The sequence below is a fragment of the Paenibacillus puerhi genome (genome assembly GCF_009846885.1).
GTDB classification, from domain to species: Bacteria; Bacillota; Bacilli; order Paenibacillales; family NBRC-103111; genus Paenibacillus_G; species Paenibacillus_G puerhi.
On record NZ_WUWM01000038.1, the window covers coordinates 39,270 to 54,220 of the forward strand.

The following is a 14,951-nucleotide window of genomic DNA, read 5'->3' on the forward strand; positions in this document are numbered from 1 at the left end:
AACAAATATAGAACTTGCTTTGTATGCTTATTTCCCCAGACAAAACTGAGAAAAGATTTGATTAATTAACGATTCGCTGACCGCATCTCCGATAATTTCCCCCAGATGCTCCCAGGCGTTGCGGATGTCGATTTGAATCATGTCGATCGGAACGAAACCTTCCGCAGCCGTATAAGCTTCCGTCAAGTCGGATTTGGCCGACTTTAACAGATGAATATGCCGCGCATTGCTGACGTAGGTCAGATCGTTTGCTTCGACCTGACCGCTGAAGAAAATACCAGCGATCGCTTTTTCCAATTCGGAGATTCCCTCATGCTCAAGCAGAGACATGCGGACCACGCGATCTTCTCCGAAAGCCTTCACAAGCTCCTCAAGCTCCAGCTGTTGAGGCAGGTCGACCTTATTGACGATGGCGATTACCTGGCGATCGGCTAGTTCCTTCACCATCTCGCGTTCCTCGGCCAGCAGCGGCTCCGCTCCGTTGAATACGAGCAGAATCAGGTCTGCGTCCGACAGCGCCTGACGGGATTTCTCAACCCCAATTTTCTCCACCACATCGCTCGTCTCCCGGATACCGGCCGTATCGAGCAGCTTCAGCGGAATGCCGTTCACATGCACATACTCTTCCACCACATCGCGCGTCGTTCCGGCAATATCCGTTACGATAGCACGGTCCTCCTGGGCCAGCGTGTTCAATAGCGATGACTTCCCGACATTCGGCCTGCCGATGATCGCCGTCACTAAGCCCTCACGCAAGATTTTACCCTGTTCGGCGGTCGCCAGTAAACGCTCGATATCTTCCAGCGCTGCTAGGCACTTATCCTTAATATACGAATTGGTCAGCTCTTCGACATCGTGTTCGGGATAATCGATATTCACTTCGATGTGAGCCATCAGCTCCACCAGCCGATGGCGCAGCTCCGCGATTCGCTTCGACAGACTGCCTTCGGACTGCTTCATCGCAATACGGAAGGCGCGGTCGGACTTGGCGCGGATCAGATCGATAACAGCCTCCGCCTGAGACAAGTCGATGCGTCCGTTCAAGTAAGCCCGTTTCGTAAACTCTCCCGGCTCGGCGAGTCTGGCTCCGTTCTCCAGCAGCAGGTCCAGCACCTTGCGCACGGACACAAATCCCCCGTGGCAGCTGATCTCCACCACATCTTCCTTGGTAAAAGAGCGTGGCCCCCGCATAACGGTAACAAGCACTTCCTCCATCCGAATTCCGGTTCTCGGCTCCCGGATAAACCCGTAGTGTACCGTATGCGTCGGTACATTCTCAAGCCTTGACTTGCCGCTGAACAGCCGGTCGCTTACTGCGACGGCCTCATCTCCGCTCACGCGTATGACCGCGATGCCCCCCTCGCCGGAAGGGGTCGCGATCGCCGCGATGGTGTCCTGCATCATGTCCATTCGCACCTCATTTTTATAGTTGAAGCATCCTAACTAAAGAAAAAGCAATGAAGTCATTCGAACCATGACGTCATTGCAGCATCAGATCAACGTAATACGATAACAACCCGGCGATTCGGATCTTCTCCGCGGCTGAACGTCTTTACTCTCGGGTGTTGTTGCAGTTGATAATGAATCACCTTGCGCTCCTGGGGAGACATGGGCTCCAGCACAACCTCTTTCTTCGTGCGGATGGCACGGTCGGCCAGCCGGTCCGCCAGCTCCTCCAGCGTCTTCTTCCGGCGCTCCCGAAACTGCTCGGCATCCAGCACAACACGCAGATGACGGTCGGAATAACGGTTGGCCACGATATTGACCAGGTATTGCAGAGCATCCAGCGTCTGGCCGCGGCGCCCGATCAGCATGCCGAGTTCGCCTCCATGCATATGAAGCTCTATGCCTTCCTTGTCCTGCTTTTGTTCGATACGCACATCCAGCTCCATCGTGCGCAGGATGTCCTGCAGGAACTTGACGGCTTCTTCCATGGCATCGGGCAGCAGCTCCAGCTCAACCTTGGCGTTCTTCACGCCGATGAGGCCGAACAACCCTTTGGAGGGCTGCTCCAAGACTTGAACGTTAACCCGGTCTTCGGTTGTGCCGAGCTGCAACAATCCGCTGCGAACAGCGTCTTCGATCGTTTTGCCCGTTACCACTATTTTTTTCATCTCATCGGCCACCCTTATTTTTTAGATCCGCCGGTTTTCTTAGACTTGGTTTCGACAACCTCTACGCCCTTGGCCGCCGACGGTTTCCCATAAATAAAATAAGTTTGTACAACGGTAAACAAGTTGCTGTATACCCAGTATAGCGGCAATGCTGCGGCAAAGTTCATGGCCATAACGAAGATCAGCACCGGGAAGATAAACATCAAGCTTTGCATCTGCGGATTCATCTGCGAGGACATCATCTTCTGTTGAAGGAAGGTAGTCAGCGCTGCGAGCAGCGGCAAAATATAATACGGGTCCTTCTGTCCAAGCTCGAGCCAAAGGAACGAGTGGGTGCCGATATCCGGATTACGCATAATCGCGTTATACAAGGCGATCAGGATCGGCATCTGAACCAGAATCGGGAAACATCCGGCAAGCGGATTGACGCCTTCCTTCTGGAACAGCTTCATCGTCTCTTCCTGGACTTTTTTCGGGTCATCCTTATATTTAGCCTGGAGCTTCTTGATTTCAGGCTGTACTTCCTGCATCCGTTTGGAGCTCTTGTACTGCTTGAGCGTCAGCGGCAAAATGATCATCCGGATAATAATCGTCACGACCAGGATCGAAAGTCCGTAAGAACCTCCCATCAGATTGGCGAACCAATCGAGCGTGTCCGACAGCGGACCTACGAAATACTTGTCCCAAAAGCTGTTCTCCCGATCCAATTTGGCCGTAGCCGGATTGCTACATCCTGCCAGCAGCAGCAATGCCGTCAAAGGCATATATTTTAATAATCGACGCGTCAAAAGGACATCCTCCCAGCTTCATCTTTTCCAATAATAAACTATATCACATTCGGACTCACAAAGAAACTAATCCACAGGTTTCGCCTGCTCCCGCGGACGCAGCAGCGACGCCCGCTTCAGCACATGGAAAACGCTCTTTTCCATCTCGTGATACGACATCTGGGTTACCGGCTTGCGCGCGATCAAAATCAGATCGTAGCCGCCAGGCAGCCGATCCGCATTCAGCCGGATAATTTCCTTCAAGACGCGTCGGATCCGGTTGCGTACGACGGCATTGCCGAGCTTCTTGCTGACCGACACGCCGAAGCGAAACGATTCCTGCCGCGGCTGCGGCTTATAATAGAGCACGAACTGGTGATTGGCCGACGACTTGCCATGCCTGTACACCTTATCGAAATATTCCCGTTTGGTCAGCCGATTCTTCTTTTCCACCTCAGGATCTCTCCCATACGTCTTTCGATTAACGCCCAGCTCATCTCTTGCTTCCATATATGAAAAACAAAAAAGACCACCGGGCAGTGGTCTTTCGTCTTAGGCACTCAGCACTTTTCTTCCTTTAAGGCGACGAGCAGCAAGAACCTTGCGGCCATTCTTTGTGCTCATTCTTTTACGGAAGCCGTGAACCTTCTTGCGTTTTCTTACATTCGGCTTAAATGTCGGTCTCATTTCGATCGTGCACCTCCTCTAGGACAGGATTTATTCCAATCCCGAAAATACCTTACAACATTAAACCATTTTACAAGCCAAAAGTCAACCAGCCGCTTTCCCCCTTACGCTCAAAAAGTTATACACAAGCCCCTTCCAAAAATTCCTCTCCCCCCCTGTGCATAAAAAAAATCGGATTTCCGCCGAATTTGTCGAAATGTAAACAGATTATAAACAATATCTTGTGCTGTTGATAACTTTTATACACAAGGTATTGGGTATGTGGATAAATCGGAACCTTCCATTGCGGATCAAGGTCTTTTTTGATATCATGAATATGTTTTCCTTTGTGGATACTCCATAGTCCGTCAAAAGTTATCAACAGCCTGTGGATAGTTTTGTGAACAATTTACAAGGTTCTGTATAAGAGGTTTGTCGCTCATCTGCATACTGTGGATGAATTCCGACACCTTTCATTTTTTTTCTACAGCCGCGCGAAAGAGCGCTGCACCGGTATCCAGCTGAAGGAGTGAATAATTTGTGGAAAGCCATCCTAACGAACAATGGCAGCAAGTCCTTTCCATTTTGCAAAAAAGGGTGAGCAAACCCAGCTACGAAACGTGGCTGATCTCCACAAGGGCTGTCGCATTCAACGAATCGGCCGTCGTCATCTGTACCCCAAATAATTTCGCGCGTGACTGGCTTGAAAACCGGTATACCAAGCACATCAAAGAAGCCGTCTACGATTATACCGGCAAGCAGGTCGAGCTGAAGTTCATCATTGAATCCGACGACGATACGCATTCGTTCGGTGCGCCCCCCACACCTGTCATTCCTCCAGCGAAAGCCAGGTCCGCGGCCGAAGAAACCTTCGCTCATATGATGAACGCGAAATACACATTCGATACCTTCGTTATCGGATCCGGGAACAGATTCGCCCATGCCGCCTCGCTTGCGGTCGCGGAAGCGCCCGCCAAAGCTTACAATCCGTTGTTTCTTTACGGAGGCGTGGGACTTGGGAAAACTCACTTGATGCATGCCATCGGACACTACGTGCTTGAGCACAATCCGAGCGCCCGTGTCATGTATATTTCATCCGAGAAATTCACCAACGAATTCATTAATGCCGTCCGGGACAATCGCGGCGAGGATTTCCGCAACAAATACAGGACGATCGACGTGCTGTTAATTGATGATATTCAGTTTCTTGCCGGAAAAGAAGGAACACAGGAAGAATTTTTCCACACGTTCAATGCCCTTCATGAGGAACGCAAGCAAATCATCATCTCCAGCGACCGTCCGCCCAAAGAAATCCCCACCCTGGAAGAAAGGCTGCGTTCCCGCTTTGAATGGGGTCTGATTACGGACATTCAGCCTCCGGATCTCGAAACAAGGATTGCCATTCTCCGGAAGAAGGCGAAGGCCGAGAATCTGGACATTCCCAATGAGGCTATGGTGTACATAGCCAACCAGATCGATACGAATATCCGCGAGCTGGAAGGCGCGTTAATCCGTGTCGTAGCTTATTCCTCCTTGATTAACAAGGACATCACGTCCCATCTGGCGGCGGAAGCGCTGAAGGATATTATCCCGAGCAGCCGGCCCCGCGTTATTACGATTCAGGATATTCAGCAGAAGGTCGGGGAGTTTTACGGCCTTAAGATCGAGGATTTTAAAGCGAGGAAGCGGACCAAAATGGTTGCTTTCCCGAGGCAGATTGCCATGTATATGGCCCGCGAGATGACCGATTTCTCTCTGCCGAAGATCGGCGAGGCTTTTGGCGGGCGCGATCATACCACCGTCATCCATGCGCATGAGAAAATATCGGAAGCGATCAAGGCTGACCAGGAATTATATAAAATCATCCAAAATATTACGGAAAAAGTGAAAAACGTGACGATGTAAGCGTGGTGAAGCGAACCTCCGGGCATCGATTCACAGCTGAATAAACCAAAGCCTATGCACAAACTATTCACATGTGGATAGGCTTTGGTTTTGCGTTGTTCATGCACATATCCACATATTAGACGCCCCTACTACTTCAACTAAATAAAAAAAACATGTAATATAGATGCATATGACCATCTGGCCCACTTTAGAACCTGTAGGAGTGACATTATGAAATTATCGGTCCTTAAAGATTTTTTGAACGAGTCCATTCAGCATGTGTATAAAGCCATTTCGAACAAAACGACCATTCCCATTCTCACCGGTATCAAAATAGATGCGGATTCATCCGGGATGACGCTAACGGCCAGCGACACGGATATTTCGATTCAGAGCTTTATCCCGATAGAAAAAGGCGAGCTTCAGGTCATCGAGATGAAGCAATCGGGGAGCGTAGTCCTTCCTTCCAAATTTTTTGTAGAAATTATCCGCAAGCTGCCGGCCCAGCATATCGAAATCGAGGTTAAAGAGCATTTCCAAACGATCATCCGCTCCGGCTCCTCGGAGATCCAGCTGATGGGACTTGATCCGGAAGAATACCCGATCATGCCCGGCATCGAAGAAAGCAAGCGTATCCAGATTCCAAGCGATGTGCTGAAGACGATGATCAAGCAAACGTCCTTTGCCGTCTCGACGAATGAAGCGACGCCGATACTGACCGGGATTTTGTGGTCGATTGCCGATGGCAAGCTCAAATTCATAGCCTGTGACCGGCACCGTCTCGCAACCCGCGAAACGCCGATCGATACCGAGGAAGGGCTGACCTTGTCGAATGTCGCGATTGCCGGCAAGACGCTGAATGAGCTCTCCAAAATTTTGCCTGATCAAAATACGCTGATCGACGTCGTATTTGCTGATAATCAGGTGCTCTTTAAGATGAATTCCATCTTGTTCTACACCCGTATTCTGGAAGGCACCTATCCGGATACGTCCAAGCTGATCCCGCAGTCCTACCAAACTCAGCTTGTGGTACAAACCGACAATCTGGTCGATGCGATCGACCGGGCTTATCTGCTGTCCCGTGAAGACAAAAGCAACATCGTCAAGCTGGTCATGCGCGAGGACCAAACGATCGAGATCTCTTCCAGCTCCTCAGAGCTAGGCAAAGTCACCGAGGAATTGAACACGGAGAGCTTGACCGGGGAACTGCTGCGCATTTCTTTCAACTCCAAATACATGCTCGATGCGCTCAAGGTGATGGACAGCCACCATATTCACATTGGCTTTACCGGCGCCATGCAGCCGATCATCATCCGGCCGGATGAGCAAGCGAGCCTGCTTCAGCTTATCCTGCCTTACCGGACAACAACGTAAGACAGCCTAGTCAAGCAAGGCGAGAAGGGAAGGCGAAGCGAATGAAACCGATATCGATTCATACGGACTATATTACGCTCGGGCAGTTTTTGAAGCTGTCGGATTGCATATCCACAGGTGGACATGCCAAAAGTTTTCTGCAGGAAACGAAGATCGTTGTGAACGGAGAGGCGGAGAACCGCCGGGGCCGGAAGCTGAGAGCCGGGGACCGCGTCGTTGTCGACGGCTGCGGCGAATTCCAGGTTGTGCAGGAGCAGTAGGTGGGAGGAAGACATCCGTGCTATTGAAAAAGCTATCGGTCCAGAACTACCGCAACTATGAGCATATCGAGTTTGCGACGGACCAGATGGTTAACATCATCGTCGGTCCGAATGCCCAGGGGAAGACGAACTTGCTGGAAGCGATCTATGTGCTTGCGCTGACCAAGTCGCACCGTACGAACCAGGACAAGGAACTGATCCGGTGGACGGAGAAGACGGCGCTGCTTCATGGGGAAATCGAAAAGCGGTACGGCTCGCTGCAGCTGGATCTGTCGATTTCCAATCAAGGGAAGCGCGCCAAGGTCAATGGGCTGGAGCAGCGCAAGCTCAGTAATTTTATCGGGTCCCTCAATGTCGTCATGTTTGCTCCGGAGGATCTGGAGATCGTGAAGGGGGCGCCCGGCGTTCGCCGCCGGTTCCTCGACATGGAGATCGGACAGGTGCATCCGGCTTATTTGTATGACCTGTCGCAGTACAACAAGATTCTCGTGCAGCGCAACAATTACCTCAAACAAATGTTCGGTTCGGCGGGAAAAACGCCTCTGTTGGACGTCTGGAATGAACAATTGGCGCAATTTGGTACTAAAATTATTAAAAAACGTCAAAGCTTTATAAAAAAGCTGCAGAATTGGGCTGAAAGGATTCATGCCGGCATTACAAACGGACAAGAAAGGCTTCAAATCGAGTACGACAGCGCTCTATCTTCGTTCCTGGAACAAGAAGACGCTGTTTTATTTGAACAGTTTATGATAAAGTTATCACAGGTAAAAGAACAGGAATTGCGACGAGGCGTTACACTGGTCGGCCCGCACCGAGACGATTTGCGCTTTTATATCAACGGCAGGGAAGCGCAGACGTTTGGATCCCAAGGACAGCAACGCACGACTGCGTTGTCTTTGAAGTTGGCTGAGATCGAGCTAATTGGCGAGGAAGTCGGCGAATATCCCCTCCTGCTTCTCGATGACGTTTTATCCGAACTGGACCAGTTTCGCCAGACCCAGCTGATCGAAACGTTCCAGAGCAAGGTTCAGACGTTCATTACAACGACCGGAATTGAAAGTATAGATTTGTCAAAATTGGAAAGTGCTTCCGTAATTCATGTGCGGGACGGAAGCTTCATATAGATCGATTTCCCGATAAGGAGTGGGCTTCCTCTATGTTTATCCATTTAGGCGGGGAGAAAATTATCCGGGCGTCGGAGCTAATCGCCATTTTTGACTTGTCCATCGAGAAATCTTCAAAAATATCCAAGCAGTTTGTAACCTATGCGAGCAAGGAGAAGCGGGTCGAGGTTATCGGTGAGGAAGAAAGTAAATCGCTTGTCGTTACCCAGACAAAGGTCTATTATTCTCCGATCTCATCGATGACCTTGAAGAAACGTGCGCATCAGCTGCTAACGACGTAATGTTTTTTCGTGCGTTTTAGCACGGTTTAAAGTTTGGCGGGAACCACTACGACCGCTGAACGCGGTCGCTCATCCTGCCAATGGCCTCGGCTCGAGGCTAACACAGTTCTTATCATGGAAAAGTGGGTGTCTGCATGTCTGTAAATCCGGGTACAACCTATGATGAAAGTCAGATACAGGTGCTTGAAGGTCTGGAAGCGGTACGCAAAAGACCTGGTATGTATATCGGCTCCACAAGCGCTCGGGGACTTCACCACTTAGTCTGGGAAGTCGTTGACAATAGTATTGACGAAGCATTGGCCGGCTATTGCACAAGGATCCAAATCACGGTCCATTCCGATAACAGCATTACCGTCATTGACAACGGTCGCGGTATTCCCGTGGGCCAAAATACGAAGCTGAAGAAGTCGACCGTCGAGGTCGTGCTTACGGTGCTCCATGCCGGCGGTAAGTTCGGAGGCGAGGGCTATAAGGTGTCCGGCGGGCTGCATGGAGTCGGGGTTTCCGTCGTCAATGCTCTCTCCAAGAAGCTGGTCGTTACGGTCAAATTAAAGGGCAAAGTGTACCAGCAGGAATATCGCTGCGGGGTTCCCCAGTATGAACTTAAGGAGATCGGGGAAACGGAAGATACCGGTACGACGGTGACCTTCTGGCCGGACGAGACCGTATTCACCGAAACTACGGAGTTCGATATCGATACGCTGCAATCTCGAATTCGCGAGCTGGCCTTCCTTAACCGCGGGATTGAAATCGTACTGACCGACGAACGTACGAACGAAAGCCAGACCTTTATTTACGAAGGCGGCATCATTTCTTTCGTCGAGTACCTGAACCGCACGCGCGAAGCGCTTCACCAGCCTCCGATTTATGTCGAAGGTAACAAAGATAATATCCAGGTAGAGGTCGCTCTGCAGTACAATGACAGCTACACGGAGAACATATACTCGTTCGCCAACAATATCAATACGCATGAGGGCGGAACGCATGAATCCGGCTTTAAGAGCGCCTTGACCCGTGTTCTGAATGAATATGCCCGCAAATACAATACGATTAAGGAAAGCGATGCAAATCTGTCGGGCGATGATGTTCGCGAAGGCTTGACAGCTATTATTTCGGTTAAAATTCCTGATCCGCAATTCGAAGGCCAGACCAAGACCAAGCTTGGCAACAGCGAGGTTCGCGGGATTGTGGAGTCGTTATTTGCCGAGAAGCTGCAGGAATTTCTGGAAGAAAATCCTTCCATCGCCAAGAAGATTGTGGAGAAGGGCGTATCGGCGCAGCGGGCCCGCGAGGCCGCGCGTAAAGCGCGTGAGCTGACGCGGCGCAAAAGTGCGCTTGAAGTAAGCTCGCTGCCCGGCAAGCTTGCTGACTGCTCCTCCAAGGATGCTTCGATCAGCGAAGTTTATATTGTCGAAGGTGATTCGGCCGGCGGCTCAGCCAAACAAGGACGGGATCGGCACTTCCAGGCGATCTTGCCATTGCGCGGTAAAATTTTGAACGTTGAGAAGTCCCGACTGGACAAAATTTTGTCCAACGCCGAAATCCGCGCCATCATCACAGCGCTCGGCACTGGTATCGGCGATGACTTCGATCTCGCCAAGGCGCGTTATCATAAGATCATCATCATGACGGATGCCGATGTCGACGGCGCGCATATTCGTACGCTGCTGCTGACCTTCTTCTACCGGTACATGCGCAAGATCATCGAGGCTGGCTATGTTTATATCGCCCAGCCGCCGCTCTACAAGCTGGAGCGCAACAAAACGATCCGCTACGCTTATAACGACAAGCAGCGCGAGCAGATTACGGCCGAGTTTGGCGAAGGAGTCAAGATCAACGTCCAGCGTTACAAGGGTCTCGGCGAGATGAACCCGGGTCAGCTGTGGGAAACGACTATGGACCCGGAGAGCCGCTCAATGCTTCAGGTCAGCATCCAGGATGCGATCGAAGCCGATATTATGTTCGATACACTTATGGGCGACAACGTGGAGCCGCGGCGCGATTTCATTCAACAGCATGCCAAATATGTGAAAAATCTCGATGTTTAGTCTTTATTCCACATCGAGGGATTTAGTATAAGAAGCTCAGTCGATTCGGTCAGGGCTGAATTTCGATGCTATGCGTACTGCTTGAGGCGCCCGGGTTCGTTCACTCGGGCGGTTCCTCTGTTTATTATACCGAACGGCCAGTGAAAACGTATGCGCGCATACGTCCGACCGTTATGTCGGATACGGTGCGAAAGCTTCCTGTGATTACTCAGGATGCCTAGCGTACGAAGGAATTCTTTAACTAATGTGAATGTGCATAAGCTGCAGCGTTCGTCATCCAGCACTACTATCAACTCATACGAAGCGGCCTGCTCCGTAAACTTGTAGGAGGTACACATGTCGGAAGAATCCCGTTCGCAGATCAAAGAAATCGATATCGGCTCAGAGATGCGCACGTCCTTTATGGACTATGCGATGAGCATTATCGTCAGCCGTGCGCTGCCCGACGTCCGGGACGGACTAAAGCCGGTTCACCGCCGCATCCTATTTGCGATGTCCGAGCTTGGCATGGCCCCGGACAAGCCGTATAAGAAATCGGCAAGAATCGTCGGCGAAGTTATCGGTAAGTATCACCCGCACGGCGACAGCGCCGTCTACGAGACGATGGTCCGGATGGCACAAGACTTTTCCCTGCGTTACATGCTGGTCGACGGGCATGGCAACTTCGGATCGATCGACGGCGATATGGCGGCAGCCATGCGTTATACCGAAGCGCGTCTGTCCAAGATCGCTATGGAACTGCTGCGTGATATTAATAAAGAGACCATCGACTTTGCTCCGAACTATGACGGCGAAGAGCAAGAGCCGGTTGTATTGCCGGCCCGGTTTCCGAATTTGCTCGTCAACGGTTCATCGGGGATCGCGGTCGGGATGGCCACAAACATTCCGCCGCATAACCTGGTAGAGGTCATCAATGGCATTCAGCAAATGATTGAGAATCCGGACGTGACTTCACTCGATCTGATGCAATCCATCAAGGGCCCGGACTTCCCGACCGGCGGCTACATTATGGGACGGGAAGGCATTCGCTCCGCCTATTCTACCGGACGCGGCTCCGTGACGATGCGCGCGAAGGCCGATATCGAGGAATCGGGCAACAAAGCGCGAATCATCGTGCATGAATTGCCTTATCAGGTCAACAAGGCTCGCTTGATTGAGAAGATCGCGGAGCTCGTTCGCGAGAAGAAAATAGAGGGAATCACCGATCTTCGCGACGAGTCCGACCGCAATGGTATGCGGATTGTAATCGAGCTTCGTCGCGATGTCAATCCCAATGTCGTACTGAACAATCTGTTCAAACAAACGGCTATGCAGTCCAATTTCGGGATCATCATGCTGGCTCTGGTCAATGGCGAGCCGAAGGTGCTTAACCTGCGCGATATGCTGTTCCACTACCTGGAGCATCAGAAGGTTGTTATTCGCCGCAGAACGGAATATGAGCTGCGCAAAGCCGAAGCAAGGGCCCATATTCTAGAAGGCTTGCGGATCGCGTTGGATCATCTGGATGAAGTCATCGCGCTCATTCGCAGCTCGAGAACCGCAGAGCAGGCCCGTGAGGGCTTGATCGAGAGATTCGGGTTAAGCCAAGATCAGGCTCAAGCTATTCTCGATATGCGTTTACAGCGCCTAACAGGCTTAGAGCGTGAGAAAATCGAGGAAGAATATGCCGAGCTTATGAAGCGTATCGCCGAATACAAAGCGATTCTTGCCGATGAGCAGTTGGTCCTTGAGATTATCACCACGGAGCTAAACGAGATCAAAGAGAAATTCGGCGATGACCGCCGCTCGGAAATTACGATGGGCGGAGACATCGAGGATGAGGATCTCATCCCTCAAACGGATGTGGTCATCACCATTACCCATACGGGCTATATCAAGCGTCTGCCGGTTACCACCTACCGCAGCCAGCGCCGTGGGGGCAAGGGCGTGATCGGGATGGATACGAAGGATAACGACTTTGTCGAGCATCTGTTCGTCACGAATTCCCATCATTACCTGATGTTCTTCACGGACAAAGGCAAGGTATACCGGCTGAAGGCTTATGAAATTCCAGATTTGAGCCGTACGGCTCGCGGTACGCCGATTATCAATCTGCTCCAGATCGAGCAGGGCGAGACGATCAATGCGGTCATACCGGTGGAAAGCTTCGACTCGGACAAATATTTATTTTTCGCGACGAAGAACGGTATTGTGAAAAAGACACCGCTTGACGATTACAGCAACATCCGCAAGGTAGGCCTTATCGCCATTAATCTGCGCGAAGACGACGATCTGATCGGCGTGCGCCTGACCGACGGCAACCAGTCTATTATTATGGGAACTAAGGAAGGCATGTCCATTCACTTCCCTGAGCATGACGTACGCGCGATGGGTCGCTCGGCGACGGGAGTGAAAGGTATCCAGCTCGACGAAGGTGATGTCGTTATCGATATGGACGTGGCTCAGGAAACCGATAGTGTCCTGATCGTAACGTCCAAAGGCTACGGCAAGCGTACCCCGGTAGAGGAATACCGTATTCAATCCAGGGGCGGCAAGGGTATCAAAACGCTCAATGTAACGCCTAAGAACGGCCCTGTAGTCGGCCTGAAGGTCGTGCGCGAGGATGAGGATCTCATGATCATCACGGCGCTCGGTACCGTCATCCGGACAAGTATGGGCGGCATTTCGTTGATGGGACGCAACACCCAGGGCGTACGCGTTATTCATATCCGCGATGAGGATGAGGTATCCACCTTGGCGCGCGTCGATAGAAGCGACGAGGAGCCTGAAGAGAGCGAATTCGACGAGCTGGCTGCGGATGAAACGGCCGCGAACACAGGAGACGAGGACGCGGAAGAATAAGACGCTGCTGTTGTGTTGTTTTTGAAAATAGAGAAGAATGGGGTTACATCCCCATTCTTTTTCGTTTATAATGATTGCAGAAATGGGCTTGTGTCTGGAATTAGTGCCCATTCTGGCTACATTGAGCGGAAATGAGGAATCACCTATGGCGACTGTTCCAGTTTCCCAATTGAAACTTGGTGAGCGAATCATCGAGAATGTCATGACTAAGTATAACAACGTTTTGTTTGCCAAGGGACGAATTGTAACGGAGCGGGATCTGGAGATTCTTAGGGCGTTTATGATTCCTTCTGTCCAGATCGATTCTAGATATGCGGAAGCCGTCCAAGGGTCGGAGGATATAGGGTCCGAGGAATCGTCAGCCACCGTACTGCCCTTTCATAACTGGTATGAGAACATGCTGCAGCTGGTCCGCCGCGTCTTTACAACAGCCAACTCGGGTGGAGAAAACCTGCCCATCCTGGACATTAGGACGTCGCTTGAAGGACTTATCAAATATATTAACCATTATAACATCCTAACTTTCAGTCCTAAAAATTTCCAATTACAGGATTACGTTTATCATAACAGCATTATGGTAAGCCTGACCTCCTACTATTTGGCTAAATGGGCGGGAATGCCGGTCAAGGATCTGATGCCTATTGCGTTAGGCGGATTATTCCATGATATCGGAACGGCCAAAGTAGACTCGGCAATTCTGTTCAAGCCGACCAAGCTTACCGGTAAGGAACTCGAGGAAATGAAGCAGCATACCGTCATAGGCTACAATATGCTGAAGACCGTCCCGGCTATTAATGAGGGAGTTAAGCTTTGCGCGCTTCAGCATCATGAACGGGAAGACGGGTCCGGCTATCCGCTGGGTACGCGAGGAGATAAGATCCATACTTATGCGAAGATCGTGGCTATATCGGATATGTTTCATGCCATGACGACGGATCGTTTTCATAAAAAAGGAGTCTCTCCCTATCTGGTTTTGGAGCAGCTTCAAGACGAAGCCTTCGGCAAAATGGATCCTGTATTGGTTCAAACCTTTGTTCAGAAGGTCACCTCCTTCCATAACGGGATGCTGGTAAGGCTTAGCGACCATACCATCGGTGAGATTGTATTTTCAGATCGGGCTCATCCCACAAGACCATGGGTTAACGTGAATGGGAATATCGTCAATTTGACGACGGATCGGCGCTTGTATATTGAAGACGTCATCCAAAGATAAAGTGATCTAAAAGAATGCTTGACTTGTTAAGTTTTTATGTGATATATTAATCTTCGCTGCTTCGGCGGCGGAGCTTTTTTTTAGTAAGTTGAGCCTAACTTAAAACTTAAATTAAAAAAAAGCTTGCATTAAGATATCAGAATATGATATATTGTAAAAGTCGCCGATTGAGAGGTCGACGGATTGTCCTTTGAAAACTGAACAACGAGTGAGTGTTAAATAGAGAATGAAAATTCTCGCTAGCAGTAACTTTTGAGCAAGTCGAACAAACCTTAATGGAGAGTTTGATCCTGGCTCAGGACGAACGCTGGCGGCGTGCCTAATACATGCAAGTCGAGCGGACTTATTCCTTCGGGGATAGGTTAGCGGCGGACGG

At 50.6% G+C, this 14,951-nt stretch carries 13 protein-coding genes and 1 rRNA gene; 9 read left to right on the forward strand and 5 right to left on the reverse strand.

Annotation, left to right across the window (positions count from 1 at the left end; all coding sequences use genetic code 11):
- Nucleotides 1–27 precede the first annotated feature (27 nt).
- The 5 genes from mnmE to rpmH all read right to left on the reverse strand — a co-directional run bounded on the left by mnmE (nt 28) and on the right by rpmH (nt 3,568).
- A complete protein-coding gene (gene mnmE, locus GSF01_RS25605) occupies nt 28–1,404 on the reverse strand; it encodes a tRNA uridine-5-carboxymethylaminomethyl(34) synthesis GTPase MnmE (RefSeq protein WP_159888110.1) in 1,377 nt (458 codons plus the stop codon).
- Nucleotides 1,405–1,496: 92 nt separating this feature from the next.
- Complete coding sequence (gene jag / locus GSF01_RS25610; RefSeq protein ID WP_159888111.1) at nt 1,497–2,114, reverse strand: RNA-binding cell elongation regulator Jag/EloR; 618 nt, start codon at nt 2,112–2,114, stop codon at nt 1,497–1,499.
- 14 nt (nt 2,115–2,128) lie between these two features.
- Entirely contained in the window at nt 2,129–2,902 is a 774-nt protein-coding gene (yidC, locus tag GSF01_RS25615) for a membrane protein insertase YidC (RefSeq protein WP_159888112.1), read from the reverse strand.
- Between the two features lie 66 nt (nt 2,903–2,968).
- On the reverse strand, nt 2,969–3,334 hold the full coding sequence (gene rnpA, locus GSF01_RS25620) for a ribonuclease P protein component (RefSeq protein WP_159888113.1): 366 nt from the start codon (nt 3,332–3,334) through the stop codon (nt 2,969–2,971).
- 99 nt (nt 3,335–3,433) lie between these two features.
- Nucleotides 3,434–3,568, reverse strand: a complete 135-nt coding sequence (rpmH, locus tag GSF01_RS25625) for a 50S ribosomal protein L34 (protein WP_010502230.1) — start codon at nt 3,566–3,568, stop codon at nt 3,434–3,436.
- A 519-nt stretch (nt 3,569–4,087) separates the two neighbouring features.
- Between rpmH and dnaA the strand changes: the two genes are divergently transcribed.
- From dnaA to GSF01_RS25670, 9 genes are all read left to right on the forward strand, one after another.
- On the forward strand, nt 4,088–5,452 hold the full coding sequence (gene dnaA / locus GSF01_RS25630) for a chromosomal replication initiator protein DnaA (RefSeq protein WP_159888114.1): 1,365 nt from the start codon (nt 4,088–4,090) through the stop codon (nt 5,450–5,452).
- Nucleotides 5,453–5,665: 213 nt separating this feature from the next.
- Nucleotides 5,666–6,808, forward strand: coding sequence for a DNA polymerase III subunit beta (dnaN, locus tag GSF01_RS25635; protein ID WP_159888115.1), 1,143 nt, complete (start codon nt 5,666–5,668; stop codon nt 6,806–6,808).
- Nucleotides 6,809–6,849: 41 nt separating this feature from the next.
- Nucleotides 6,850–7,068: a S4 domain-containing protein YaaA gene (gene yaaA / locus GSF01_RS25640; protein ID WP_159888116.1), complete on the forward strand. Its 219-nt coding sequence runs from the start codon at nt 6,850–6,852 to the stop codon at nt 7,066–7,068.
- 17 nt (nt 7,069–7,085) lie between these two features.
- On the forward strand, nt 7,086–8,192 hold the full coding sequence (recF, locus tag GSF01_RS25645) for a DNA replication/repair protein RecF (protein WP_159888117.1): 1,107 nt from the start codon (nt 7,086–7,088) through the stop codon (nt 8,190–8,192).
- 32 nt (nt 8,193–8,224) lie between these two features.
- Complete coding sequence (gene remB / locus GSF01_RS25650; RefSeq protein ID WP_159888118.1) at nt 8,225–8,473, forward strand: extracellular matrix regulator RemB; 249 nt, start codon at nt 8,225–8,227, stop codon at nt 8,471–8,473.
- A 134-nt stretch (nt 8,474–8,607) separates the two neighbouring features.
- Complete coding sequence (gyrB, locus tag GSF01_RS25655; protein ID WP_159888119.1) at nt 8,608–10,521, forward strand: DNA topoisomerase (ATP-hydrolyzing) subunit B; 1,914 nt, start codon at nt 8,608–8,610, stop codon at nt 10,519–10,521.
- 336 nt (nt 10,522–10,857) lie between these two features.
- Complete coding sequence (gene gyrA, locus GSF01_RS25660; RefSeq protein ID WP_159888120.1) at nt 10,858–13,362, forward strand: DNA gyrase subunit A; 2,505 nt, start codon at nt 10,858–10,860, stop codon at nt 13,360–13,362.
- A gap of 145 nt (nt 13,363–13,507) precedes the next feature.
- The gene (locus tag GSF01_RS25665) at nt 13,508–14,575 is read left to right on the forward strand and encodes an HD-GYP domain-containing protein (protein ID WP_159888121.1); all 1,068 of its coding nucleotides are present in this window, start codon (nt 13,508–13,510) and stop codon (nt 14,573–14,575) included.
- Nucleotides 14,576–14,847: 272 nt separating this feature from the next.
- Nucleotides 14,848–14,951, forward strand: a 16S ribosomal RNA gene (locus GSF01_RS25670); the annotation flags it as partial.

Excerpts from the sequence above, each read along its gene's own strand:
- mnmE (WP_159888110.1), bottom strand. The coding sequence starts at position 1,404 with ATGATGCAGGACACCATCGCGGCGATCGCGACCCCTTCCGGCGAGGGG.
- jag (WP_159888111.1), bottom strand. The coding sequence starts at position 2,114 with ATGAAAAAAATAGTGGTAACGGGCAAAACGATCGAAGACGCTGTTCGC.
- rpmH (WP_010502230.1), bottom strand. The coding sequence starts at position 3,568 with ATGAGACCGACATTTAAGCCGAATGTAAGAAAACGCAAGAAGGTTCAC.
- dnaN (WP_159888115.1), top strand. The coding sequence starts at position 5,666 with ATGAAATTATCGGTCCTTAAAGATTTTTTGAACGAGTCCATTCAGCAT.
- yaaA (WP_159888116.1), top strand. The coding sequence starts at position 6,850 with ATGAAACCGATATCGATTCATACGGACTATATTACGCTCGGGCAGTTT.
- remB (WP_159888118.1), top strand. The coding sequence starts at position 8,225 with ATGTTTATCCATTTAGGCGGGGAGAAAATTATCCGGGCGTCGGAGCTA.
- gyrB (WP_159888119.1), top strand. The coding sequence starts at position 8,608 with ATGTCTGTAAATCCGGGTACAACCTATGATGAAAGTCAGATACAGGTG.
- gyrA (WP_159888120.1), top strand. The coding sequence starts at position 10,858 with ATGTCGGAAGAATCCCGTTCGCAGATCAAAGAAATCGATATCGGCTCA.
- GSF01_RS25665 (WP_159888121.1), top strand. The coding sequence starts at position 13,508 with ATGGCGACTGTTCCAGTTTCCCAATTGAAACTTGGTGAGCGAATCATC.